This is a genomic window from Microbacterium sp. USHLN272 (assembly GCF_037149655.1).
In the GTDB taxonomy this organism is placed as follows: Bacteria; Actinomycetota; Actinomycetes; order Actinomycetales; family Microbacteriaceae; genus Microbacterium; species Microbacterium galbinum.
The window spans coordinates 1,522,470-1,546,626 of the sequence record NZ_JBBCRA010000001.1 but is presented as its reverse complement, the minus strand read 5'-3'; the positions used below and the strand labels follow the sequence as shown (position 1 = coordinate 1,546,626).

Sequence of the window (24,157 nt, the reverse complement as noted above, 5' to 3'; positions counted from 1 at the left end):
GCGTTCAGTATGCCCCGCTGGGCTGCACCATGACCTTCGCCGTACGCCACATGATCTGCAGGTCGTTCATGACCGACCAGTTCTCGACGTAGCGCAGGTCGAGACGCACGCTCTCGTCCCACGACAGGTCGCTGCGACCCGAGACCTGCCACAGACCCGTGATGCCGGGTTTGATGTAGAGGCGGCGGAACACCGTGCCGTCGTAGGCGGTGACCTCGGTCGGCAGCGGCGGGCGAGGCCCGACCACGCTCATGTCGCCGACGAGCACGTTCCAGAACTGCGGCAGTTCATCGAGCGACAGCTTGCGCAGCACGCGACCGACGCGCGTGACACGGGGGTCGTCCTTCATCTTGAACAGGAGCCCCGAGCCCTCGTTCTGCAGCTTGAGCGCCGCGAGCTTCTGCTCGGCATCCGTCGCCATCGAGCGGAGCTTGACCATCCTGAAGCGCCGGCCGTCGCGCCCCACCCGTTCCTGGTGGAAGAACACGGGGCCGGGGGAGTCGAGCTTGATGAGAAGGGCGAGCGCCGGAAGGATCAGGCCGATCGGGATGAGGGCGAGGGTCGCGACGACCACGTCGAGCGCCCGCTTGAGCACGTGCTTGCCGCCCTCGTAGGTCGGGATCTGCACCTGGATCAGGGGGAGTCCCTCGACCGAGGCGAACGAGATGCGGGGGCCGGCGACGTCGGTGAGTCGGCTCGACAGCACCAGTTCGGCGGCCGTGCCCTCGAGCTGCCAGCTCAGGTGCTTGACGAAGTCGGGGTCGCGCTCCGGACGACTGGCGACGATGATCGTGTCGGCGCCGAGCTCGGTGGCCACCGTTGCCACGGAGTTGGAGTTGCCGAGCACCGGGAAGCGGATGTCGTCGATCTCGACGTCGCGGGCGTTGCCGTCGAGCAGCGTCGCCCCGACCACCTGGTAGCCGGAGGCGCCGATCGGGTGCAGCGTACGGATGACGTACTCGACGTCGTCCCGGTTGCCGACGACGAGCGTGCGGGAGGCGAAGCGCCCGTGACGCCGCTCGCCTTGCAACCAGTGCCGCCATCCCCAGCGCGTGACGAGCAGTGCGAGCAGTCCGACCGGCAGCCCGACGACGAGCATCAGCTGCATCGACTCCCACGCCAGCAGCACGTCGATGATCGCGACCAGACCGAACGCGAGTCCGCTCGCGTTCGCGACGCCGCGGTACTCGGTCGCGCTCGCCTGGAACAGCGCGGCGTCACGGGTGTGGAGCGCGCCGAGCATCAGGAACCACAGCACGGCCAGCGGCGCGCTGGCGCGCAGCACTTCGAGCACCGTGAGGCCGATGGACAGCTGGATCGCCGCCGTCAGTGCGACGGCGAGCAGGATGACAGCCGCATCCGTCGTCCGCAGTCGCATCCGATATCGCCGCTCCCACTGACGGCGGCGTTCCAGCGTTGCGGAGACGCGCGGTGAGACCACCGAGCGCGGCACCGACTTGACGGCTCGCGGAGCGGCAACCGGCACGAATGCCGTTCCTGCGCGAGTGATGCTCACGGCATCCTCTACGGAGGTCATGCCGAGGCTCCTCGAGCCGGTGATGTACGCAAAAATCCCCAGTGCGCCATTGTTTCCCCAGATATTCCCCAGACCGCCAGCCCCACGCTCGCGGTTTCGTCTGCATTCCCGACCCCTCGGGTCCCTCTGACGTTCCGTGATCCCACATCACGGGCGAGCAGACACCGTCCCACACGGTGAATGCATACAGAGAGCACTGCAGACTCCCGTCAGCATAGCCCACGGCGGTCGCGTTCGGTAGGTTCTCCGCGCAACGATCCGAAACGATATTCCGGCGGCCCGGCACGCCGCCGCGACAGCGGGTCTATCCTGGCGCGGTGACACCCAACGCCACTTCGCCGAGACTGCGTCTCACCCGCATGATTCCGCGTGACGCCGCCCAGCCGCACCGGGTCGCCAGCTCGCTCGAGCTGTTCTTCGACCTCGTGTTCGTCGTCGCCGTGAGTATCGCCTCGGCGCAGCTCCACCACGCCCTCAGCGAGGGGCATCTGCAGCACGGGATCATCTCGTACGCCATGCTCTTCTTCGCGATCTGGTGGGCGTGGATGAACTTCACGTGGTTCGCGACCGCGTTCGACACCGACGACTGGCTGTACCGCGTCACCACGATCGTGCAGATGAGCGGAGTGCTCGTGCTCGCCGCCGGCATCCCCAGCGCGTTCGAACACGGCCACTTCGCGCTCGTGGTCGTCGGATACGTGGTGATGCGCATCGCCATGGTCGCCCAGTGGTTGCGGGCGTCGCGCGCCGCGGGTCCGCTGCGCCAGGCGACCCGGCGGTACGCCTTCGGCATCGCCGCGGTGCAGGTGCTCTGGATCCTCTTCCTGCTGGTGCCGGACGGGCCCTTCCAGCTCGTCGCCTTCGCCGCGTTCGCGCTGCTGGAGATGTCGATCCCGGTCTTCGCCGAGCACGAGCGGCAGACCCCCTGGCATCCGCACCACATCACCGAGCGCTACGGACTGTTCACCCTGATCGTTCTCGGCGAGAGCCTGCTGGCGTCGGCGAACGCGATCATCGAGGCGCTGCACGAGGCCGAGTCCTTCGTGCCCTTCATCTCCATCTCCGTGCTCACCCTGGTGGTGACGGCATCGCTGTGGTGGATCTACTTCTGGCCGGAGCACCATCGTGCGGTCGGATCGTTCGGCAGCTCGTTGCGCTACGGCTACACGCACTACCTGATCTTCGCGGCGGCGGCCGCCTTCTCGGCCGGCATCGAGGTCGAGCTCGACGTGCTCACGGGCAAGAGCGAGCTGTCGAGTACGGCCGCGTCCTTCACGGTGACGGTGCCGATCGCCGTCTTCCTGCTCGGCGTCTGGTGGGTCGCCATCCGCAGGAGCGCCGACCGCGTCGTGAACACGGTCGTGCCGATCGGTGCGGTGCTCGTGCTGCTCGACCCGATCCTTCCGGTCCCCGTAGCGCTCACCGCGGTGATCATGGTGATCATCGTCGTGTTCCTGGTGCTCCACCCGCCGGTGCCGGAGAAGAAGGCCGCCGTCATCGAGAACGCATAGCCCGCGCAGGGGCGACGCATCGCTCGCCGCGCGACCATGGATGCTCCCGACCCGCACACGAGGAGCGCGACCATGACCCGGATCCCCGAGCCCGACCGTACGCCCGAGGGCCCCGCCTACGAAGGTCGCCTTCTCGATCGTCCCCATGAGGAGGTGGTCGATCAGGGCGCGGCCTTCGACCTGCGCACCCTGCTGACGCGTCGCGGAGTGCTGAGCCTGGCGGGGATCGGCGTGGGCGCGGTGGTGCTCGCCGCCTGCGCTCCGTCGGTCACGGCATCCGGTTCTCCCTCGCCGACCGCGACGCCGACGCCCAGCCCGACTCCCACCCCCACGCCGACAGCGGATGCCGTGGCCGCCGACATCTCGGAGATTCCCGAGGAGACCGTGGGGCCTTACCCGGGCGACGGCTCGAACGGTCCGCACATCCTCGAGGACTCGGGCATCGTCCGCCAGGACATCCGCTCCTCCATCGACGGCGGCGCGACCGCCGAGGGAGTGCCGCTCGTGTTCGAGCTGCAGATCGTCGATGTCGCCAGCGGGGCGCCTGCCGAGGGCGTCGCCGTGTACACCTGGCACTGCACGGCACAGGGCGAGTACTCGATGTATTCGTCGGGCCTGGAGGACATCACCTACCTGCGGGGCGTGCAGGTGGCGGATGCCGCGGGCGCGGTGTCGTTCACCTCGATCTTCCCCGGCTGCTACGCCGGGCGCTGGCCGCACATCCACTTCGAGGTGTATCCGGACGTCGCGTCGATCACCGACGCAAGCAATGCGATCGCGACGTCTCAACTGGCGCTGCCCGAGGCCGAGTGCGCGGCGGTCTACGCGACCTCGGGCTACGACGGCTCGGCTCGGAATCTCTCTGGGATCACGCTCGCCAGCGACAACGTGTTCGGGGAGGATTCGGCCGTGTCGCAGCTCGCGACGATGTCAGGGGATGCGTCCGCGGGGTACCGTGCGGTGCTGGCCGTGGGAGTGACGGTCTGACACGGCCCGCGCAAATCTGCTAGTCTGTCTACGCAACGTGTGTGCGCGCCCCTCTCGGCGCCCACGTCGCCACTGATCAGGGCCATTCCGGACCACGCACATCGACGCGCGCGGCATCCGCCCACGATCTTCCATCGCGGAGCGCCGATGCGCCCGCCACACAGCAATGATGAGCATGACCATGAGTACGACAACTTTCCATCCGACCGATCCGTTGACCTGGAAGCAGGCCGACCTCGACGTGCACGTCGCGACCCGCGACGGCGAGTTCGCCGGTTTCGTCGAGTTCGACGGCACCGCCCACGTCGTGCGTGACGCGCGCGGTGCCGATCTCGGCACATTCGCCGATCTCGACGACGCTCAGCGGGCTCTGGAGTTCTCACACGAACCCCACAGCAAGCGCCGGAACCTCGGTTTTCCCGCGGTTTTCCGCCGCCGCCCGCGCCGCGCCCGCGCCTGAACGACCCCGCCCCTCCGGAATCACATGCCGGAGGGGCTTTCGTATGCCCTCCCGCGTATGCGGGCAGGGTTAGCCTGAGGTCAGCGATCGGCATCTGCCCTTGGCTTCTGAAGCTCAAGGGCTCCCGATCGGAAGGAGAGCATCATCTCCACTTCACAGCTCGAATCCACCGCTTCCACGCTCGGCCCCATCCGGCAGACCTATTCGGGAAACGCCGACTTCCCGCCGATGGCGAAGGCGTATCGCGATGTGCAGCAGGTGGTCAAGGAGACCGGCCTGATGCAGCGCACCCCGGTCTTCTACTCTCTCGTCGCGGGGGCGCTCGCCCTCGGCTTCGGCGGTGCGATCACCGGGTTCATCCTGCTCGGCGACAGCTGGTTCCAGCTCCTCATCGCCGGAGCCCTCGGCATCCTCTTCACGCAGGTGGCGTTCCTCGCTCATGAGGCCGCCCACCGCCAGATCCTCGCGTCCGGTCCGTCGAACTTCCGCCTGGCGCGCATCCTCGCGGCCGGCGCCGTCGGCATGAGCTACCACTGGTGGGACTCCAAGCACACCCGCCACCACGGCAACCCGAACCAGGTCGGCAAGGACCCCGACATCCAGGTCGACACGATCTCGTTCCTCGAGACGGATGCCGCGCAGTCGCGCGGTCTCGTGCGCCTGATCACCCGCAAGCAGGGCTGGCTGTTCTTCCCGCTGCTCACGCTCGAGGGGATCAACCTCCACTACATCAGCCTCAAGCACCTCACCACGCAGAAGAACGTGAAGGGCCGCTGGACCGAGCTGAGCCTCATCGCGCTCCGCCTCGCGCTGGTCATCGTGCCGGTCTTCCTCTTCCTCCCCCTGGGCATGGCCTTCGCGTTCATGGGCGTGCAGCTCGCCGTCTTCGGCGTCTACATGGGCGCGTCCTTCGCTCCCAACCACAAGGGCATGCCGGTCATCGCGCCCGATGCCAAGCTCGACTTCTTCTCGAAGCAGGTGCGCACCTCGCGCAACGTCAACGGCGGCTGGTGGGCCACCTGGTTCATGGGCGGACTCAACCACCAGGTCGAGCATCACCTGTTCCCGAACATGTCGCGCCTGCACCTCTCGAAGGCACGCGGAATCGTGCGCGACTACTGCGCGGCCAACAGCATCCCCTACACCGAGACGAGCCTGTGGCGGTCGTACGCGATCGTCATCGCTTACCTCAACCGTGTGGGGCTCGCCGCGAGCGATCCTTTCGACTGCCCGGCCGCATCGCAGATGCGTCGCGCATAGACGACGACCATGACGAAGGCCCGAGTGGAATCCGCTCGGGCCTTCGTCATGCAGGGGTGTGTCAGCGTGACGAGTCGTCGTCGCTCTCGACGACCTCGATCGTGATCCTCTCGAGCGGACGATCGTCGTCGATCGCCTCGTCATCGAGCACCTCGTCGCCCAGGAACTCCTCAGCGGGCTCGTCGTCGACCGTCGCGACCTCGCCGAGCGACGCGGTTGCGCCGCCCTCGTCGGAGAAGACGCCGTCGGGGCGGATGAGCTCGCGCACCTCGGCCATGAAGCTCGTGAGCTGCTGCTGCTGCCAGCGCAGCTGACGCGTGCGGTCCTCGGCATCCCGCAGCACCGTGTTGGTGTGCGTCGTGACGGCGTCGACGATCTTCTGCGACTTCACCCGCGCGCGGTCGAGCGTCTCGCGGGCGCGCACCTGGGCGTCTGCCTCGATGGACTGCGCCTGCGAACGCATGAGGCGCTCGTAGTCGTCGGCCTTCGCCGAGATGCGCTGGGCGTGGTCGAGAGAGGCCGAGACCTGCTCGTTCGCATCGCTCGTAATGCGCTCGGCGTGGGCGACGGCCTGGTTGTGCAGCACGAGGAACTCCTGCTGGGCGTCGTCCTGGCGGCGGGTCAGCGTCTCCTCGAACTCGAGCACGCGGGCGTTCATCTCGCGCACGTCGCGCTCGGCGTCGGCACGCAGCTGCGTGGTCTCGCGGGTCACGAGCGAGCGCAGTGCGGCCGCTCCCTTCTCCGCCTCGGTGCGGATGGCCGTGGCCTCCTGCGAAGCCTGGTTGACCTTCTCGGTGGCGTGGGCGCCCTCGCGCTCGATGCGCGCCTCGTGCGCCGTGTACTCGGTGTCGATCTTGAGGCGCACCTGGTCGGCATCCCGCTCGGCCTGGGAGATGATGCGGGCGACGTCGGCCTCGGCCTCGGCGCGCTGGGCGGCGACCTCTTCGCGGGCGGCAGCCATGAGGCGGTCGGCCTGCACCGCGGCGTTCTGGATCAGGACGTTCGCCTGCTCCTCTGCCACGCGCAGGATCGCCTCGAACTGCTGGCGCGACGGCGCCTCCTCACCGTCCGGGGCGGGGGCGTCGACGAGCTCGGAGGTCAGCGTCGCGACCTGCTGCTCGGTCTCGGCGACCTTCGCCTTCAGAGCGGTCAGCTCGCTCTCGAGCTCTTCGCGGGCGGAGCCTTCCTCCGACTTCAGCGCGTCGATCGCGTCGGCGTGACGCACCTCGGCGTCGGCCAGGTCGGCGTTCGCCTGCTGCAGCTGGTTGCGCAGCGTCGACAGTGCGGAGTCGACCTCCGCCTTGTCGTAACCGCGGAAACCGATCGTGAACGCCGCCGGAGACGACGAGGAGCCCTGCGGAGAAGAGGCTGCGGGCGGCGTGGTCTCGATCAGCTGGTCGAAGAAGTCGGGGGAGCGGTCGCCGCTGCGGTCTTCGGACTCGGAGGATTCGCTCATGGTTCGTGCCTTTCTGGGGCAGGTCCGTGAGGACCGGGGAGGGATCGTGAAGGGCCGATGCCGTGACAGCCGCTGCGAGCCGCTGTCGCCGTCGCAGTCCAGCCTAGTTGCGTCGGGCGGGAGTTGCGTGCCGGTTTCACCCGGCGCGAAGGGCGAATTCACCCCGCGCGAGGGGCGATCAGGCGTCGAGTGCCCAGCGGGCGTTTTTGGGGTCGAGCAGGTGACCGCGAAGGTATTCGAGATGCTGGCCCTCCGACACCGTGACCCCGCGCGCTGCGGCGGCGGTCGAGATGCGCGTGCGCAGGTCCTGCCAGAACGAGACGGTCTGGGGGAAGCCCATGTACTCGCGGAAGGTCTCGACCTGCACGCGCGTGCCGGCGGGATCGGGCACCAGGCGCACGATCGTGTCATCGGGCTCGACGAAGCGGATGCCGAAGCCGCCGTCCGCGCGCCCCGGGAAGTCCTTGGGCTTCTTACCCGCGGCCTCGGCGACGATCTCGCGCGCCGCGTCTTCGGGGGCGTGGATGACGACGGTGGTTCCAAATTCGACGAGCACGTTCACCAGCTGCTTCGCGGCGAACTTGCGTCCGGCGTTCTCGCCGGCGGCTGCGGCCTTGCGGTTCGCCCACCTCTTGATGAAGGGTCCGCCGATGATGAGTACGAGGACGAGAATGCCGAGAAGGATGATTGTCGGGTCCACGGCCACAGCGTAGCGGGTGCGTGCGGTCGGGTGGCGCCCACCGATATTTCGGTTAGCTCGACAGCACGTGATCGAGCACCAGCTCGCCGCTGGCGTTGAGGTGCTGCATCAGTTCGGCGATGCGTTGCGGGTCGACGGCGGGCGGCTGCTCCTCGTCGAAGCCGAACTGCAGGGGGATCGCCGGATGGATCCAGACCGTCGCCCGCTTGTTGGGGCCGCTGTCACGCGGCGCCCACGTCATCATGAAGCTCTCCTGTCGGCGCAGCTTCGTCGCGATGATGATCTTGAGATGCGCGAGGGTCACGTCCTCGATGATGATCGGGTCGGAAGTGCCGTCGTACCTGAGCCTGCCCATAGAAGAACCGTACTTGTTATTCGGGGAATATCACGCCGATGTCCGCGCCGAATTCCTGTCTCGCTGGTACCGTGACGGCGGGGGACATCATGTCCGCTGGGGCCGAACGACCACGGGAGAGCGCGACATGAAGCGACAGTCACGCTTGCGGCGCGCCCGAGTCGGTGTTCTGGCACTCCTGGCGGTGGTCCTCGCCTCCTTCTTCCCGTCGCTCACGTCGTCGGCACCGGCATCCGCTGCCACCGACGGGCAGATGGTCGTCCCCTCGTCCGGGAACATCCAGTCGAAGGTCGGCGACGGATGCCGCAACAACTACCGCAAGCACGACGGCATCGATATCGGCGGAGGCGGCGGAACGCCGATCCTGGCGGCCTATGACGGCGTAATCAAGGCGCGAACCGCGAACAGCGGGTACGGCAACTACGTCGACATCGAGCATCCCGGCGGCTACGTCACCCGCTACGGGCACATGGCCGCGCCCGGCATGCAGGCGGCGGGCACGCGCGTCAGCCGTGGCCAGCAGATCGGCGTCGTCGGCAAGACCGGCGCCACCGACGCGTACCACCTGCACTTCGAGGTGTGGCGCAACGGCAGCGTCTACAGTGCGATCAACAACGGCTTCACGTGCCTGACGAACGTCACGCGCGGCGGTTTCATCCCGATGAACTTCCCCGGTCTCGGAACCCCGGTCAACCCCAAGGTGCTGACGGCCGACTACAACCGCGACGGCAAGGGCGATCTCGTCGGTGTGGCCGCCGATGGCGATCTCCACTTCCTCGGGGGGAACGGCACCGCGGCGCTCAAGCCGCGCGTCGTCATCACCTCCGGATGGGCGGGCCGCGGTCAGATCGCGCACGGCGACCTCAACAACGACGGCCACTCCGACCTGATCGTGGTCCGCAACGACGGAACGCTGGAGTTCTACGGGGGCAGCCCCGCGGCCGGGGGAGGGTTCGCCTCCCAGCGCGACATCGCGACCGGATGGGGCGGACTGCTGCATCTCATCTCCGGGGCCGACTACACCGGAGACGGCCTCCACGACGTCATCTCCGTCCGTCCGGACGGCAACATGACGATCCATCTCGGTGACGGCAAGGGCGGATTGTCAGGGCAGACGCGTCCCGGCGGACCGGAGTGGAATTCGATGGTCTACCTCGTGGGCGGCGACTTCGATCGCGACGGGCGCGGAGATCTCATCGCGATCGATGCCGCCGGCACCCAGTACTTCTACCCGGGCATCCCCAACGGCTTCGCCGCGCGGCAGATCGTCGGGCGCGGATGGACCGGGTTCACGGCCATGACGGGCGGCGTCGACTACAACGGCGACGGGCGCCCCGACCTCGTCGCGCGGATGGCGAACGGCGACCTGCGGGTCTACCCGGGCGGCGGGAACGGCGGGTTCGGCGCCTCGTACGTCATCGGAACCGGGTTCGGCTCCTACCTGCAGATCGAGTGATCGCGACCGGCGTCAGCCGAGAAGCAGCATGATCAGGAGCAGCACGGGAAGGCATCCGATCGTCGTCAGGAAGACGGTGTCACGGGAGATCGCCTCGCCGACGCCGTAGCGCTGCGAGTAGTTGAACACGTTCTGCGCGGTCGGCAGAGCCGCGAGCACCGTCACGATCAGCACCTCGTGCGCGGTGAGCCCGAACACGAACTGGGCGAAGACCCACGCGACCAGTGGCATGACCGCCAGCTTCAGGACGCTCGCCACGACGACCTCGCGTCGGTGACCCCGCGTGCCGAGCACGCGCTGGCCGTGCAACGACATGCCGTAGCTGATGAGGAGCACCGGCACCGCGGCATCCGCGATCAACTGCGCGGGTGCCAGGACGATCTCCGGGAGTTGCAGGCCTGTGACCGACACCAGGGTTCCGAGCAGGGCGCCGATGATGATCGGATTCGTCGCGGTGCGCAGCAGCTTGCGGCGCAGAGACGTTCGCTCGGCCGTGGCGGCGTCGAGGATCGTGAGCGAGACCGGCGTGAACACCAGGAGCTGCAGAAGGATCACCGGCGCGGGGAATGCCGCACTCCCCAGCAGATAGAGGGAGAGGGGCAGGCCGATGTTGTTCGAGTTGACTTGACCGGCCGAGAGAGCGCCGATCGTCGTCTCGGCCACCGACCGACGCCAGGCGAAGCGCGCGACGAGGGTGTGGATCAGGATCACGACGACCGCGGCGATGGCCGACACGGGCAGCAACGACGAGAACAGCATCGTCGCGTCGGCGTGCGCGAGAACGGTGAAGAGCAGGAACGGCGAGAGCACGAAGAAGACCAGGCGGCTCAACACCGGACGCGCGTGCTCGCCGAGCAGATCGATCCGTGCCAGCACGTAGCCGACGATGATCGCGACGCCCACCACGACAAATCCGGTGAGCGTCTCGAGCATTCTTCGAGCGTATCGAGGTGCCGCGAGCCGGACGAATCCGGGGGCGCGGGGGAAACACGTCGGGGGGGGGGGGGCCGGGCCCCCCCCCCCCCCCGACGGCGATCAGATCAGGATCGGATCAGAGGGTGTTGCGCGTCCGCATCCGTCGGACGGTGAGCAGTGCGGCGCCGAGGAGCAGCAGGGCCGCCGCCGTCACCACGTACGGCGTCGCATCGGTCATACCGGTGTTGGCGAGCGAACCCGGGGCGCTGCCCGAGCCCTCGCCCGCGCCGCCGCCCGTGGTGGGAGCCGCCGCGACCTCGTACGAGACGGTCGTGCTGTTGCTCTGACCGTTGACGGTCTGCGTCACGACGAGCGAGAACTCGCCCGCCTGGGCGGTGAGCGGAACGCTCCATGCGCCGTCGGCGACGGTGGTCGATCCGGCATCCGCACCGTTCAGGGTGACGCTGATCGCGGCCTCCTCGATGCCCGTTCCGGTCGCGGCCGTCGGGGCGCTGGCGAAGGCGTAGGCGCCTCCGGCCAGCGGTGCGTCGACGATCGGGGCCGTCGGGATCACAGCGAAGGCCGAGGTCGCAGATGCCGAGGTGATGCCCTCGAGCTCCTGCGTGGCGCTGACCGAGTAGGCGTCGATGCCGAGGTCGACCTCGACGCTCCAGGTGCCGTCCTCGCCGACCGTGGCCTCATCGGTGACGTCGCCGGTCAGGGTGACCGTCGCGCCGATCTCGCCGGTTCCGGAGATCTCGGTGACCTCCGACACGATGCGGTCACCGTTCGCCGGCGACGTGAAGACCGGGGCTGCCGGGAGCACAGCGACCGCGAACGGCGTCGCCGCCGACTCGTTGAAGCCGTTGCGCACGATCGCGCTGAACTCGTACTCGCCGACCTCGGGCGGCGCGGGGAACGACCAGTTGCCGTTGCCGTCGATCGGCACCTCGAAGGGTGCGCCCTCGGCCTGGGTGACGACGAGCGTCTGACCTGCGGCACCGGTGCCGGTGATCGCACCGCCGATACCGATCTGAGCGGGAGAAGTGACGGTCGGGGCGTCGATGTAGAGCGCGACGGAGTATCCGCCGGTGTAGGAGAGGGCGTTCTGCAGGTCGGCCGCGAACATGATCGGCTGACCGTTCTGCGTCGTGCCCCCTGAGAGGATGCCGACGGCGGTGTTGCCCTGGAAGACCGCGCCGCCCGAGTCGCCCTCGGACGAAGCCACGTTCGTCACGAAGCCGTAGACCTGACGTCCGCTCACGTTCGCCCAGCCGCCGACTTCGAGCACCTGGCCGGAGGTGAAGCCGGTCGTGCGCCCCGACTTCGTCACCGCGCCGTCGACCACGGCCGTGCCCACAGCGCGAACCGGGATGGTCGCGGCCGAGAGATCCTCGGTTGCGGAGGTTGTCCAGTTCGTGACCTCGGGGAGCGTCTCCAGGCTAGGGTTCACGACGTCCCACGCGGAGACATCGGTCGAGCTCAGGTCGTTCGGGTTGCCTGACGTGCCGGGAGTATTGCCAGGCCCGCCGTACTGCGAGAACGCGAGCTCGGCGAGACCGTAGGTGAGTTCGACGTCGGAGTTGCCGGGGTTGCCGCCGCCGGCCTGGTCACCGCTCGGCAGGGTGAGAGCGCTCACCGAGTAGAGGCCGTCGCCGGTGCAGTGACCCGCCGACACGACCGCGGGATCGCCGGCGGGTGACCAAGCGGAGAAGCCCACCGAGCACAGGCCGCCAGGTCCGTTGGGGTTGGTCGGGTCGAAGGCGAAGTAGCCTGCGCCGCCGACGACGTCGGTATCGGCCTGCGAATCGAACGGAGCATCGATCACCTTGACGACGACGTTCGAGTGGCCGTCGACGAAGGCATCCGCCTCGCCCGCCAGCGCGTCCTCGGGTGCCGTCGTGTAGACGACGACCTGCCCTGCGGCGTTCGTGGCGACGGCTTCGACGCCGTCGGTCGTGAGCAGCTGCTTGGCGTTCGCGTCGAACGACGCTCCGCTCGTCGGCGCCGTGGCGTCTTCATCGGCCGTGGCGGCCGTGGGGATCAACGCGCCGGACAGCGCGAGGATGATGGCCGCGGTGGTACCGCCGGCCAGCACTCTTCTCTTGTTGGGGGTCATCTTCTCGTCTCGATATTTCGCAGTGCAGGTGATCGACGGCGCGCGCGAAAGCGCTTGCGCGTGCCCGGGGACACGCCCAACCTAGCCAACCTGTGAGCACGCTGTATGCGATCGGAGCAAGGTCTTGCGCGAATTGTCATTGGGGAGATGTCCCCATGACACACGGCGAAACGGCCGGTCAGCGCCGGGTACGCGCTCGCGTCTTCGTGACGCTGCCGAGGGTCGCGCGCACCGGGGTGCCGAGGTACAGGCCGAGCGACGCCCCCGAGGCGAGACCGATCCCGATGACGGCGGCGTCGATCAGCGAGCCGCCCGCGCCGACGACGCCCATGCTGGTGCCGCCGTTGTGCACCATCTCGAGCAGCCCCTGGAATACCGCCACTCCGGGCACGAGCGGCACGATGGCCGCGGTCGTCACCGCGACCGACGGAACGTGCAGGTTGTGGGCGATCAGCACCCCGACGAAGCTCGCGAGCAGAGCGCCGATCGCGCTCGCCGCGGCCGGGTGCAGATTGAGGGCGACGGATGCCGTGTACCCGGCGATCGTGATCGCGCTGAGCAGAGCGCTGACGAGGATGATGCGGATGCCGGCGCCGTTGAACACGGCGACGGCGACGGCGATGATGATCGCCCCGGCGAAGACCCCGAGCAGGGGACCGAACGGGGCGGGGTCGTCGGGCAGGTCCATCGTGAACCCGAGCACGCTACCGAGCTCGAGTCCGACCAGGATGCCGATCACCACACCGAGGGTCTGCATCGTGAGGTCGAGGATGCGTCCGCCGGCGGTGAGCGCGAACCCGTCGATCGCATCCTGCGCGGCGCCGACGACCGTGAGCCCGGCGAGCATGAGCACGATGCCCGATGCGACGATGATCGAGGGGCGGATGCCGACGAACGGCTCGATCCCGGCGGACCCGAGCGCCGATACGGCGACCGCGACCACAGTGGTGACGAATCCTCCGGCGATCTGGCTGAAGAAGAGGGGAACCCGCACGCGTGCGAGGCCGGCCTGCGTGAGGGCGGCGGCGAGCGCGGCGATGAAGGTGAGTCCCACGATGATCGGCGAGGCGCCGAGCAGGATGCTGACGCCGACGGCGAGCATCGCCCGGGCGACGACGACCACGGACTGCTGGTAGCGGAACGGCACGCGCCGGATCACGCGGAACGCGGTGCGGGCGGACTCCAGGTCGAGCCCCGCTTCGACGTCGGCGACGAGCGCCTGCACGCGTTGCAGTTTGGCGTGGTCGGGGGCGGCGACGCGCACGACGCGCAGCAGAGTCTCGGGCCACACCTCGCCGCTCAGGTGGAACGAGACGGTCACCGAGTTGTAGGTGACGTCGACCTGCACCCCCTTGAGGGCATAGGCCTCGCACACCCGGGTGATCGCGAGCGTCACCTCGTGAGCGGAGGCGCCGACCGCGAACATCGATTCGCCGATGCGCGTGGCGAGGTCGAGCACGCGGGGCACCGTGCGTTCGTCGATGATCGGCATGGCCTCGGTGTGCGCGACGTTCGAGGGATCGTTGTGCAGGATCCGCTGCATCGAGGCGAGCAGTCGCCGGCGCGAGTTCGAGGGCATACCTCCATCCTCTCGCCCGGGTCAGGGGAACGATGAGAGAGCACGCCGATATGCCACGCTGTCGGCTCGCGTGCCGGCCGTGACGAGGAGGGCGTTGTCACCGACACGGCGGGTGTGTTCGCCCTGGCAGGGGATCGTGATGATCGTTGTGAGTCCCGCCCGCCACGCGGGGATGAGGGCCTCGAGGTCGCGATGCTCGGGGTTGTCGGCGAGGGTGTGCGGGCGCGCGGCGGCGCGCTCCTCGGGGGTAGAGCGCTCGCGGTCGGTGTAGGAGGGGTCGTCGAAGGCGGCGTCGCCGAACTCGTCGCGCCAGGTCGGGCCCATCATGTCGCGGAGGAGGTGCTCGCGATCGGGATCGCCCGGTTCCATCGCGAGCAGTCGCGGGAACTGGTCGTGATCCTGCTCGCGGCCGGCATGGGCGGAGGCCGCCCGCCAGAGTCGCGTCCACGCGCTCTCCCAGTGAGCCCGGGTGTCCGCGTCGAGCACGGCTGCGGCCGGCGCGGGAGTCCGGACGAGGAGCGGCGGAAGGTCGTCGCCGGTGGGCTGCAGCCCGTACGCCTCGCGCAACCAGAGGAGTTCGAAGAGCGCATGCGGTGCGTCTTCGATGCGGATGACCATGTCGTGCGGCCAGGGGTTGCCGGGGATCGGATTCACGGATCGCATCGGAGAAGTACACCCGGGATGCGCGCCGGGCGAAAGACCTCCCGGGGCTATTGCGCTCCAGGCCAGCGGATGCCCGCGGGCAAAGCAAAACCCCCGCCATGTAGAAGCTAGGCGAGGGTTTCTGGGCTGATTGTAATGATCAGCCTTGTGGCTCCGACCGGCATCGATCCGGTGACCTTTCGATTTTCAGTCGAACGCTCTACCAACTGAGCTACAGAGCCGCGCGACCGGCGAACCTGTCGCGTCCTAGACGAAGAGCCCTCTCCGAAGAAAGAGCTCATCGCACGGAGCGACCCTGACGGGACTTGAACCCGCGACCTCCGCCGTGACAGGGCGGCACGCTAACCAACTGCGCTACAGGGCCATACTTGTTTTCAATTATATCGGACGTGGTGACCCCAACGGGATTCGAACCCGTGCTACCGCCGTGAAAGGGCGGCGTCCTAGGCCGCTAAACGATGGGGCCGAGTCAGTCCCGGGGGACTTCCTTGCCGACGCTCAAGCATAAACGATAGTCGGGGCAAATCGCGAATCGAGGGCGAGTCAGCGCGCTCCCGGGCGTGTTCCGGGAGACGATGTACCCGTCAGCATGCCCTTCGACCGACCCGCGCGCCCTGGTGCGCATGTGAAAGTTGTTGTTACTGTGACATGTGTGAAACCGGCGGAAGGGGCCGTGTGAACGACCAGATCACGAAGGATGCCGCAGCAGCTGCAGCATCCGAGGAATGCGGTTGCGCGCCCACGCCCGCCGAGCGCGACGCTCTCTGGAAGCAGAGCGTCAGCCGTCGCAGCGCGCTCGGGCTCGGCGCGCTCAGCGTCGTCGCCCTCAGCGCCTTCGGGGTCGCCTCCGGCGTCTCCGCCGCCTACGCCGCGTCGTACCCGAGCTGGGACGACGTGCAGAAGGCCAAGAACAACGAGGCAGCCAAGGGCGCTGAAATCCAGCGCATCGAGGGCCTGATCCAGTCCCTCACGCAGAAGGTCGCGCAGACCCAGGCCGCTGCCAAGACCGCCTCCGACGAGTACTTCACGGCCCAGCAGGAGTTCTTCGCCGCGATCGCCGAGGCCGACACGCTCCAGGCGAAGGCCGACGAGCAGGCCGGTGTCGCCGACGAGTCGGCCCGCAAGGCCGGCCAGGTCGCCGCGCAGATCTACCGCAACGGTGGCGACGACACCTCGCTCGAGCTGTTCTTCGCCGGCTCCGCCGCGAACGCCGATGAGCTGCTCTCGCGCCTCGGCACGATGGACAAGCTCCTCGAGTACAACCAGTCGGTCTACGACGATGCCGTCGCCGCCCGCAACTCCGCTCAGTCGCTCAGCGACCAGGCCAAGGTCGCCCGCGACGAGCGCGACCGCCTGCAGAAGATCGCCGAGCAGAAGATGGTCGCGGCCCAGCAGGCGGCGGATGCCGCGCAGGCCGCCCTCGACGAGCAGTCGGCGAACCTCAACACCATGCAGGCGCAGCTCGCCGCCCTCAAGGACACGACGACGAAGACGGTCGCCGGCTACCAGGCCGGTGTCGCGGCTCGCGAGGCCGAGGAGAAGAAGCGCCGTGAGCGCGAGGCCGCCGAGGCCGCGGCGAACGCCGGCGGCAACAGCGGCGGCGGAGGCGCCCCCGCCGGCAGCGGCAGCGGTTGGGTGCGCCCGCACGGCGGTTACCGCAGCTCGGGCTACGGTCCCCGTTCGCAGCAGTGCAACGCGAACGGATGCTCGTCGAGCTGGCACTACGGCATCGACCTCGCCAACGGCTGCGGGGCGGCGATCTACGCCGCGTACGCCGGTGTCGTCGACGCCGCGTTCTACAACGGCGGGTACGGCAACTACGTCCGCATCCAGCACGGCACCGGCGTCGCGACCGGCTACGCGCACATCCGCGACGGCGGCTTCGCGGTCAGGGCCGGCCAGCAGGTGCAGGCCGGTCAGATTATCGCCTACGCGGGCAACACCGGCGGATCCTTCGGCTGCCACCTGCACTTCGAGGTCTACATCAACGGGTACTACACGAACCCGGCCGACTTCATGGCCGCGCGCGGCATCTCGATCTGAGCATCCGCCCCTCCGGCATGCAGAAGACCCCCGGCCGCTGAGCGGAACCGGGGGTCTTTCGCTTCGACAGGCTCAGCGACCCAGGGGCGGGTCAGTGGCCCAGGGGGTCAGTGGCCCTGCTCGCCGAAACGGACGATCGCCTCGTCGAGGATGCGCTCGGCCTCGGCCTTGTCGCCCCACGCGTCGACCTTGACCCACTTGTTGGGCTCGAGGTCCTTGTAGTGCTCGAAGAAGTGCGCGATCTCCTTCTTCGTGTACTCGGCGATGTCGTCGATGTCCTGGATGTGCGCCCAGCGCGGGTCCTTCGACAGCACGGCGACCAGCTTGTCGTCGCCGCCGGCCTCGTCGCTCATCTTGAGCACGGCCACGGGACGCACCTCGACGACGACGCCCGGGTAGATGGCGTGGTCGAGCAGCACGAGCACGTCGAGCGGGTCGCCGTCCTCGCCGAGCGTGTTGTCGAAGTAGCCGTAGTCGGCCGGGTAGCCGAAGGTCGTGTAGAGCACGCGGTCGAGGTGCACTCGCCCGGTCTCGTGGTCGACCTCGTACTTCACGCGGCTGCCGCGCGGGATCTCGATGACGGCGTCGTGTGCGCCCATGCGTGTGCTCCTCAGGAGAAAAATCGGTTGGATGCCGCGGACAAGCCTACTCGGCAGGTCCGGGCGTCTGAACGTCGGAGTCGCGCGAACGCCCGCGAGACAGTCGATCGACCAGCCGGGAGACGGGGGCGTTCAGCAGCAGGAGGAAGAGGGCGGCGTACCCGATCTCGGGAACGAGCACGGCGACGAGCAGTGCCGCGGCGAACAGGATGATCGCGGCCAGGTCGCCGAGCACCCCCTCGCGGTAGGTCGAGGGCGGCGCGGTCGAGAGCTCCGGGCGCCGTCCGAGATAGATGCCGCCGGCCAGCGTTGCGAGCTGCGTGGCGATCAAGGTGCCGATGTACACGACCTTCTGCAGGGGGTCGGTGTCGATCTGCCCCAGCATGGCCGTCGGCACGGGCAGCCACACGATCGTGGCCATCCAGGCCACGTTGATCCAGATGAGCGGTGTGGTGATCCGCTCCACATCGCGGTACTGACTGTGGTGCCCCATCCAGAACGTCGCGATGAGCAGGAAGCTCAGCGCGAAGCTCAGCAACTGCCCCGAGTGCTCGTGGAAGAACTCCGCGGTCGTGAGCTTGCCGGACGCGGCATCCGACACCGCCTCCATGAGCGGCAGGATGAGCAGCGTCATCGCGATCGCGACGACGGCGTCGACGAAGGCCTTGAACCGCTCGGTGCGGAACGGCGCGGTGCGGTGCGGTGCGGTCACGGCGTCAGGATAGCCCCGCCGCCGGGGCGGGCGCACGCCCCGCGGATGCCGTGCCCTAGCGTGGAGGGATGCCGTCACTCGACCCCGCCATCGCCGAGATCCGCCGCGCCGTGCGCACAGCACTGGCCGATCTGCCCGAGGGTGCCGCCGTCGTGGTCGCACTGTCCGGGGGAGCGGACTCCCTGGCGTTGGCCGCCGCCGTCGCCTTCGAGGCGCCGAAGCTCGGCATCCGAGCGACCGCCGTCACGATCGATCACGCCCTGCAGGCGGGATCGGATGCCGTCGCCGCGCGGGCCGCCGAGCAGGCGACGGCCCTCGGTCTCGAAGCCCGCGTCGTGCGGGTCGAGGTCGACGACGCGACCGACGACGGCCCCGAGTCGGCGGCGCGGGACGCGCGCTATCGGGCGCTGCGGGATGTCGCCGACGAGGTCGGCGCGCGAGCGGTGCTGCTCGGCCACACGCTCGACGACCAGGCGGAGACAGTTCTGCTCGGGCTGGCCCGCGGCGCCGGAGCCGCGAGCCTGCAGGGCATGGCGCCCGTCCGGGAGGACGACGACCGCGTGCGCTGGATGCGCCCGTTGCTGGCGGTGCGTCGCACGACGACGCGCGCCTTCTGCGCGGCATCCGCTCTCGATGTCTGGGACGACCCCCACAACCTCGACGATCGTTTCTCCCGGGTGCGGGTGCGGGAGCACGTGCTGCCCGTGCTCGAGGCCGAGATCGGGCCGGGGATCGCCGAGGCCCTCGCGCGCACCGCCGAACAGCTGCGCGAAGACGCCGAGGCGTTCGACGAGATGATCCACGAGACCATCGAGGACATCGTCGAGCACGCCGAAGCCGGCATCTCGGTGAGCGTCGCGGCGCTCGCCGCGAACCCCGCGGCCCTGCGCAATCGCGTGATCCGCCTCGTGGTCGACAGCGAGTTCGGGGTGAGCCTCACCCGGCTGCAGACGCTGGAGGTCGCGCGCCTGGTGACCGACTGGTCGGGTCAGGGCCCGATCGACCTGCCCGGGTGCGCCGCCGCCCGCCACGGTGGGCGCATCGTCTTCACGGCGCGCACCTGACCTGCGGCGGGCGGCGCCCGTTACTTCTTGCCGCCGAAGAGGCCGCCGACGATGCTGCCCAGGTCGATGCCGCCGTCGCCCGACTTGTTGCCGCCGCCCAACAGACCGCCGATGATGTCGCCGACGCCACCGCCGCCGGAGTTGCCGTTGCCGCCGCCGAGCAGACCGCCGATGATGTCGCCGATTCCGCCGCCGCCCTGCGACTCGGTCGAGGCGGAGCCGCTCTTGCCCTTGCCTGCGTTCGCGATCAGACCCATCACGATCGGCGCGAGGATCGGCAGGAGCTTGCCGAAGTCGATGCCCGCCGTCTTGTCGGACTGCGTGAGCTTCTCGGTGACCTTCTTCTTCTCCTCGGCTCCGAGGATGTGCGTGACGATCTTGTCGCCGTCGGCCTGATCGATATCCTTGATCGAGGCGGCGCCGCCCGTGCCCTCGTGCTTCTTCAGCGCCTTCTGGATCGCCGCCGAGCCCTCGTCGGTCGAGGCGTTCTTCGCGAGCCCTCCGAGAAGCACCGCACCGCCCTGCTCGACCGCGGTCTTCGCTACGTCGGGTGAGACGCCGAGCTGCTTCGCGATGTCGTCGATCGGGACCTGCTTCAGGATGTCGTCGAGAGCCATGGGAATCCTTCCGTCGGTGGGCTTCCGCCCGTCTCACGGCTCAGAGTAGTGCGGATGCCGGGGCAGGGGGAGAGCGGCGTCATCGATCGCCTAAAATCGATCCATGCGCGCCACGGAAATCCAGGCTGACCTGTCCGAGATCCTCGTCACCGAGGAGCAGATCCTCGCCAAGCTCGACGAGCTGGCCCTGCGGGTCGCCGACGATTACGCGGGCAAGGACCTCATCCTGGTCGGCGTGCTCAAGGGCGCGGTCATGGTGATGGCCGACTTCGCGCGGGCGCTGCCCTTCCACGCGCCGATGGACTGGATGGCCGTGTCGAGCTACGGTGCGAGCACGAAGTCCAGCGGTGTCGTGCAGATCCGCAAGGACCTCGACACCGACCTGAACGGCAAGCACGTGCTCATCGTCGAGGACATCATCGACTCGGGGCTCACGCTGAGCTGGCTGCTCGAGAACTTCGAGTCGCGCGGCGCCGAGTCGATCGAGGTGCTCGCCCTGCTGCGCAAGCCGGAGGCCGCGAAGGTGGTCATCGACTGCAAGTACGTGGGCTTCGACATCCCCACCGATTTCGTCGTCGGCTACGGCCTCGATTTCGACGAGCGGTACCGCAACCTGCGCGATGTCGCCGTGCTCGCCCCGCACGTCTACTCCTGACGCGCTACGCCGTGGGTGAACGCACAGCAGGCGCCTAGTACGCGCGCGATACGCTGATCCGATCATGGATGTGAAGAAGCTCGGCAAGAATCCGCTGATCTACGTACTGGTGATCGGCCTGCTGCTGATCCTCGGGTTCGTGCTGGTCTCGAACATCGCGGCACCCAAGCAGATCACCACGCAGGAGGGTCTGAAGCTGCTCGGCGGCTCGACCGTCACCGAGGTGGTCAACACCGACGGCGACCAGCGCGTCGACCTCACGCTCTCGAAGCCGTTCGAGGGCGCCGACAAGGTGCAGTTCTACTACGTCGACGCCCGCGCCGACGAGGTGGTCACGGCGATCAACGACGCCGACCCCAAGGAGGGCTTCAACGATGCCGTGCCGCGCGCGACGTGGTTCGACGGCTTCCTCTCTCTCCTCCTGCCGCTCGTGCTCCTGGGCCTGCTGTTCTGGTGGCTCCTGTCGTCGATGCAGGGCGGCGGCGGCAAGGTCATGCAGTTCGGCAAGTCGAAGGCGAAGCTCGTCAACAAGGAGACCCCGACGGTCACCTTCGCCGACGTCGCCGGCGCCGACGAGGCGATCGAAGAGCTCCATGAGATCAAGGAGTTCCTGCAGGACCCCGCGAAATTCCAGGCGATCGGCGCCCGCATCCCGAAGGGTGTGCTGCTGTACGGCCCTCCCGGAACCGGTAAGACCCTTCTCGCCCGCGCCGTCGCCGGTGAGGCCGGAGCCCCCTTCTACTCGATCTCGGGTTCGGACTTCGTCGAGATGTTCGTCGGCGTCGGAGCCTCGCGTGTGCGCGACCTGTTCAACCAGGCCAAGGAGAACTCGCCGGCGATCATCTTCATCGACGAGATCGACGCCGTCGGTCGTCACCGCGGCGCCGGCATGGGCGGCGGCAACGACGAGCGCGAGCAGACGCTCAACCAGATGCTCGTCGAGATGGACGGCTTCGACCCGAACGCGAACGTCATCGTGATCGCGGCGACGAACCGCCCCGACATCCTCGACCCCGCGCTGCTGCGTCCCGGCCGTTTCGACCGCCAGATCGGTGTCGACGCTCCCGACCTCAAGGGCCGTCAGAAGATCCTCGAGGTGCACAGCAAGGGCAAGCCGCTCTCGCAGAGCGTCGACCTCGAGGTCGTCGCCCGCAAGACGCCGGGCTTCACCGGTGCCGACCTCGCGAACGTGCTGAACGAGGCGGCGCTCCTCACCGCCCGCTCGAACGCGCAGCTCATCGACAACCGCGCGCTCGACGAGGCGATCGACCGCGTCATCGCCGGTCCGCAGCGTCGCACCCGCGTGATGAAGGACCGCGAGAAGCTCATCACCGCGTACCACGAGGGCGGGCACGCGCTCGCCGCCGCGGCGATGAACTACACCGACCCGGTCACCAAGATCACGATCCTGCCGCGCGGCAAGGCCCTCGGCTACACGATGGTGCTGCCGCTCGAAGACAAGTACTCCGTCACGCGCAACGAGCTGCAGGACCAGCTCACGTACGCGATGGGCGGCCGCGTCGCCGAGGAGATCGTGTTCCACGATCCGACCACCGGCGCCTCGAACGACATCGAGAAGGCGACCTCCATCGCCCGCAAGATGGTCATCGAGTACGGCATGACGACCGAGGTCGGTCCGGTCAAGCTCGGATCCGAGGGCGGCGACATGTTCGTCGCGCGCGACATGGGCCGCGGACGCGAGTACTCCGAGAAGGTCGCCGAGCGCGTCGACGCCGAGGTGCGCGCGCTCATCGAGCAGGCCCACGACGAGGCCTACGAGGTGATCAGCGCGAACCGCGACATCCTCGACCGTCTCGCCCTGGCGCTGCTCGAGGAGGAGACCCTCGACCACAATCAGATCGCCGAGATCTTCACCGAGATCCGCAAGCTCCCCGAGCGCCCGCTGTGGCTGTCGAGCAGCGACCGCCCGGTCTCGGACGTGCCGCCGATCGAGGTTCCGAAGAAGGTCGTGCCGGTCGCGGCATCCGTCGAGGAGCCCTCGGCGACCGCCCGCGCGCAGGAGCCGTCAGGAGCCACGAACCCGCGTCCCGCGACGGCCTGATCGTGGGCGTCGACAGGACGCGGATCGAGCGGCTGACGCGTGAGCTGCTCGAGGCGATCGGCGAAGACCCGGATCGTCCGGGACTGCGCCAGACGCCCACGCGCATGGCCGAGCTGTACGCGGAGTTCTTCGGCGGCGTCGGCGAGGATGCCGCGGCTCCGCTCGAGCGCACGATCAGCGTGACCCGGGGGCCCGCCCCCGACACGCTGCCCTCGGGCGCGGTGCTGCTGCGCGACATCCGCTTCCGTTCGGTGTGCGAGCACCACCTGCTGCCCTTCGCCGGCCGGGCCCACCTGGCCTACCTCCCGGGGGAGCAGGTCGTGGGTCTGGGTGCGCTGGTGCGGGTCGTCGAGATCCTCGCCGCCCGCCCGCAGGTGCAGGAGCGGCTGGGCGAGCAGATCGCCGACACGATCGCCGAGAACCTCGACACCCGCGGCGTGCTCGTCGTGCTCGACGCCAGCCACGGCTGCGTGACGATGCGAGGCGGACGCCAGCCCGAGGCATCCACCCTCACCATCGCCGCCCGCGGCGTCTACGAGGACCCGATCGCGCGCGCCGAACTCATCGCCCTCATCGGTCCGTCGTCCGGCGCGCTCTCGTGACCGGCATCTGGGGCATCGTCAACGTCACTCCCGACTCGTTCAGCGACGGCGGACGCTACCTCGACGTCGATTCGGCGGTCGCGCGGGGACTGAAGCTGCGCGCCGACGGCGCCACAGTGCTCGACATCGGCGGGGAGTCGACGCGTCCCGGCGCGGAGCGTGTGGATGCGGCCACCGAGCAGTCGCGCGTGATCCCGGTCATCGAGCAGCTGGCCGCGGCCGGCGTCGCCCTCAGCATCGACACGATCAACGCCTCGACGGCGTCGGCGGCGGTGCGCGCCGGGGCCCGCATCGTCAACGACGTGTCGGGTGGGCTCGCCGATCCCGAGATGCGCGCCGCCGTCGCCGAGTCCGGTGCCGACTACGCGATCGGGCACTGGCGCGGTTTCTCCGACGACATGTACGCCCGCGCCGACTACCATCGCATCGCGCGCGAGGTCGCCGGAGAGTTGCAGGAGCGCCTGGGCGAAGCCGCGGCGGCTGGCATCGCACCGTCGCGGGTGATCCTCGACCCGGGCATCGGATTCGCCAAGGCGGGTGCGCAGAACTGGGATCTGCTGCGGGGACTCGACGACATCGTCGCCCTGGGACCCCGCGTGCTCATCGGCACCTCGCGCAAGCGGTTCCTGGCCGAGACGTTGGGCCAGGCGGATGCCGACGTCACCGAGCAGCGTCGCGACCTCGCGACCGCCGTGACCAGCGCTCTCGCGCTGCGCGCCGGCGTGTGGGCGGTGCGCGTGCACGACGTCGCCGCGACCCGCGACGCGCTCGCGATCGCGCACGCCTGGGAAGGGCGCTGAGCGCC

22 protein-coding genes and 3 tRNA genes are annotated in these 24,157 nt (G+C 68.8%); 11 read left to right on the top strand and 14 right to left on the bottom strand.

The genetic code is table 11. The features are described from left to right. Nucleotides 1-4: 4 nt before the first annotated feature. Complete coding sequence (locus tag WFJ97_RS07545) at nucleotides 5-1,537, bottom strand: sugar transferase (protein WP_247623493.1); 1,533 nt, start codon at nucleotides 1,535-1,537, stop codon at nucleotides 5-7. 359 nt (nucleotides 1,538-1,896) lie between these two features. Between WFJ97_RS07545 and WFJ97_RS07540 the strand changes: the two genes are divergently transcribed. The 4 genes from WFJ97_RS07540 to WFJ97_RS07525 all read left to right on the top strand — a co-directional run bounded on the left by WFJ97_RS07540 (nucleotide 1,897) and on the right by WFJ97_RS07525 (nucleotide 5,755). Next, nucleotides 1,897-3,048: a low temperature requirement protein A gene (locus tag WFJ97_RS07540; protein WP_336641016.1), complete on the top strand. Its 1,152-nt coding sequence runs from the start codon at nucleotides 1,897-1,899 to the stop codon at nucleotides 3,046-3,048. Between the two features lie 72 nt (nucleotides 3,049-3,120). Next, nucleotides 3,121-4,035, top strand: coding sequence for an intradiol ring-cleavage dioxygenase (locus WFJ97_RS07535; RefSeq protein ID WP_336641015.1), 915 nt, complete (start codon nucleotides 3,121-3,123; stop codon nucleotides 4,033-4,035). Between the two features lie 181 nt (nucleotides 4,036-4,216). Beyond that, nucleotides 4,217-4,495 carry a hypothetical protein gene (locus WFJ97_RS07530; RefSeq protein WP_247623490.1) on the top strand — a complete coding sequence of 93 codons (279 nt, stop codon included), beginning with the start codon at nucleotides 4,217-4,219 and terminating at the stop codon, nucleotides 4,493-4,495. Nucleotides 4,496-4,723: 228 nt separating this feature from the next. After that, nucleotides 4,724-5,755 (top strand): fatty acid desaturase family protein, encoded by a 1,032-nt coding sequence (locus WFJ97_RS07525; RefSeq protein WP_247623489.1) that lies wholly within the window; start codon nucleotides 4,724-4,726, stop codon nucleotides 5,753-5,755. Nucleotides 5,756-5,816: 61 nt separating this feature from the next. On the opposite strand, the gene WFJ97_RS07520 is transcribed toward WFJ97_RS07525, so the two are convergent. The 3 genes from WFJ97_RS07520 to WFJ97_RS07510 all read right to left on the bottom strand — a co-directional run bounded on the left by WFJ97_RS07520 (nucleotide 5,817) and on the right by WFJ97_RS07510 (nucleotide 8,266). Then, the gene (locus WFJ97_RS07520; RefSeq protein WP_336641014.1) at nucleotides 5,817-7,211 is read right to left on the bottom strand and encodes a cell division initiation protein; all 1,395 of its coding nucleotides are present in this window, start codon (nucleotides 7,209-7,211) and stop codon (nucleotides 5,817-5,819) included. Nucleotides 7,212-7,389: 178 nt separating this feature from the next. Beyond that, entirely contained in the window at nucleotides 7,390-7,911 is a 522-nt protein-coding gene (locus WFJ97_RS07515; protein ID WP_336641013.1) for a hypothetical protein, read from the bottom strand. A gap of 52 nt (nucleotides 7,912-7,963) precedes the next feature. Then, nucleotides 7,964-8,266, bottom strand: a complete 303-nt coding sequence (locus WFJ97_RS07510) for a DUF7882 family protein (RefSeq protein WP_247632945.1) — start codon at nucleotides 8,264-8,266, stop codon at nucleotides 7,964-7,966. A gap of 127 nt (nucleotides 8,267-8,393) precedes the next feature. Here WFJ97_RS07510 and WFJ97_RS07505 point away from each other — a divergent pair, with 127 nt between their 5' ends. Next, nucleotides 8,394-9,722, top strand: a complete 1,329-nt coding sequence (locus WFJ97_RS07505) for a VCBS repeat domain-containing M23 family metallopeptidase (RefSeq protein ID WP_336641012.1) — start codon at nucleotides 8,394-8,396, stop codon at nucleotides 9,720-9,722. 12 nt (nucleotides 9,723-9,734) lie between these two features. Here WFJ97_RS07505 and WFJ97_RS07500 read toward each other — a convergent pair whose 3' ends face one another. The 7 genes from WFJ97_RS07500 to WFJ97_RS07470 all read right to left on the bottom strand — a co-directional run bounded on the left by WFJ97_RS07500 (nucleotide 9,735) and on the right by WFJ97_RS07470 (nucleotide 15,464). Then, nucleotides 9,735-10,655, bottom strand: coding sequence for an AEC family transporter (locus WFJ97_RS07500; RefSeq protein WP_336641011.1), 921 nt, complete (start codon nucleotides 10,653-10,655; stop codon nucleotides 9,735-9,737). A gap of 118 nt (nucleotides 10,656-10,773) precedes the next feature. After that, nucleotides 10,774-12,756: a S1 family peptidase gene (locus WFJ97_RS07495; protein WP_336641010.1), complete on the bottom strand. Its 1,983-nt coding sequence runs from the start codon at nucleotides 12,754-12,756 to the stop codon at nucleotides 10,774-10,776. Between the two features lie 178 nt (nucleotides 12,757-12,934). After that, nucleotides 12,935-14,335, bottom strand: coding sequence for a threonine/serine ThrE exporter family protein (locus WFJ97_RS07490; RefSeq protein ID WP_247623482.1), 1,401 nt, complete (start codon nucleotides 14,333-14,335; stop codon nucleotides 12,935-12,937). Nucleotides 14,336-14,356: 21 nt separating this feature from the next. Further along, on the bottom strand, nucleotides 14,357-14,989 hold the full coding sequence (locus WFJ97_RS07485) for a hypothetical protein (RefSeq protein WP_336641009.1): 633 nt from the start codon (nucleotides 14,987-14,989) through the stop codon (nucleotides 14,357-14,359). Nucleotides 14,990-15,146: 157 nt separating this feature from the next. After that, nucleotides 15,147-15,219: transfer RNA gene (locus tag WFJ97_RS07480), tRNA-Phe, on the bottom strand. A 69-nt stretch (nucleotides 15,220-15,288) separates the two neighbouring features. After that, a tRNA-Asp gene (locus WFJ97_RS07475) sits at nucleotides 15,289-15,362 on the bottom strand. A 26-nt stretch (nucleotides 15,363-15,388) separates the two neighbouring features. Further along, nucleotides 15,389-15,464: transfer RNA gene (locus WFJ97_RS07470), tRNA-Glu, on the bottom strand. Between the two features lie 209 nt (nucleotides 15,465-15,673). On the opposite strand from WFJ97_RS07470, the gene WFJ97_RS07465 reads away from it, so the two are divergent. Continuing rightward, nucleotides 15,674-17,041: a M23 family metallopeptidase gene (locus WFJ97_RS07465; RefSeq protein WP_336641008.1), complete on the top strand. Its 1,368-nt coding sequence runs from the start codon at nucleotides 15,674-15,676 to the stop codon at nucleotides 17,039-17,041. A gap of 107 nt (nucleotides 17,042-17,148) precedes the next feature. Here WFJ97_RS07465 and WFJ97_RS07460 read toward each other — a convergent pair whose 3' ends face one another. Beyond that, nucleotides 17,149-17,640, bottom strand: coding sequence for an inorganic diphosphatase (locus WFJ97_RS07460; protein ID WP_045254862.1), 492 nt, complete (start codon nucleotides 17,638-17,640; stop codon nucleotides 17,149-17,151). Nucleotides 17,641-17,686: 46 nt separating this feature from the next. Then, nucleotides 17,687-18,352: a TMEM175 family protein gene (locus WFJ97_RS07455; RefSeq protein WP_336641007.1), complete on the bottom strand. Its 666-nt coding sequence runs from the start codon at nucleotides 18,350-18,352 to the stop codon at nucleotides 17,687-17,689. 68 nt (nucleotides 18,353-18,420) lie between these two features. On the opposite strand from WFJ97_RS07455, the gene tilS reads away from it, so the two are divergent. Next, nucleotides 18,421-19,416 (top strand): tRNA lysidine(34) synthetase TilS, encoded by a 996-nt coding sequence (gene tilS / locus WFJ97_RS07450; RefSeq protein ID WP_336641006.1) that lies wholly within the window; start codon nucleotides 18,421-18,423, stop codon nucleotides 19,414-19,416. Nucleotides 19,417-19,436: 20 nt separating this feature from the next. On the opposite strand, the gene WFJ97_RS07445 is transcribed toward tilS, so the two are convergent. Beyond that, complete coding sequence (locus WFJ97_RS07445; RefSeq protein WP_336641005.1) at nucleotides 19,437-20,033, bottom strand: DUF937 domain-containing protein; 597 nt, start codon at nucleotides 20,031-20,033, stop codon at nucleotides 19,437-19,439. 103 nt (nucleotides 20,034-20,136) lie between these two features. Here WFJ97_RS07445 and hpt point away from each other — a divergent pair, with 103 nt between their 5' ends. From hpt to folP, 4 genes are all read left to right on the top strand, one after another. Beyond that, nucleotides 20,137-20,688: a hypoxanthine phosphoribosyltransferase gene (hpt, locus tag WFJ97_RS07440; RefSeq protein WP_247623476.1), complete on the top strand. Its 552-nt coding sequence runs from the start codon at nucleotides 20,137-20,139 to the stop codon at nucleotides 20,686-20,688. Nucleotides 20,689-20,752: 64 nt separating this feature from the next. Continuing rightward, nucleotides 20,753-22,750 carry an ATP-dependent zinc metalloprotease FtsH gene (gene ftsH, locus WFJ97_RS07435; RefSeq protein ID WP_247623475.1) on the top strand — a complete coding sequence of 666 codons (1,998 nt, stop codon included), beginning with the start codon at nucleotides 20,753-20,755 and terminating at the stop codon, nucleotides 22,748-22,750. A gap of 2 nt (nucleotides 22,751-22,752) precedes the next feature. Further along, entirely contained in the window at nucleotides 22,753-23,352 is a 600-nt protein-coding gene (gene folE / locus WFJ97_RS07430) for a GTP cyclohydrolase I (protein WP_336641004.1), read from the top strand. Then, on the top strand, nucleotides 23,349-24,152 hold the full coding sequence (gene folP, locus WFJ97_RS07425) for a dihydropteroate synthase (protein WP_336641003.1): 804 nt from the start codon (nucleotides 23,349-23,351) through the stop codon (nucleotides 24,150-24,152). Before folE ends, folP begins: the two co-directional genes overlap by 4 nt. The last annotated feature ends 5 nt before the right edge of the window (nucleotides 24,153-24,157 follow it).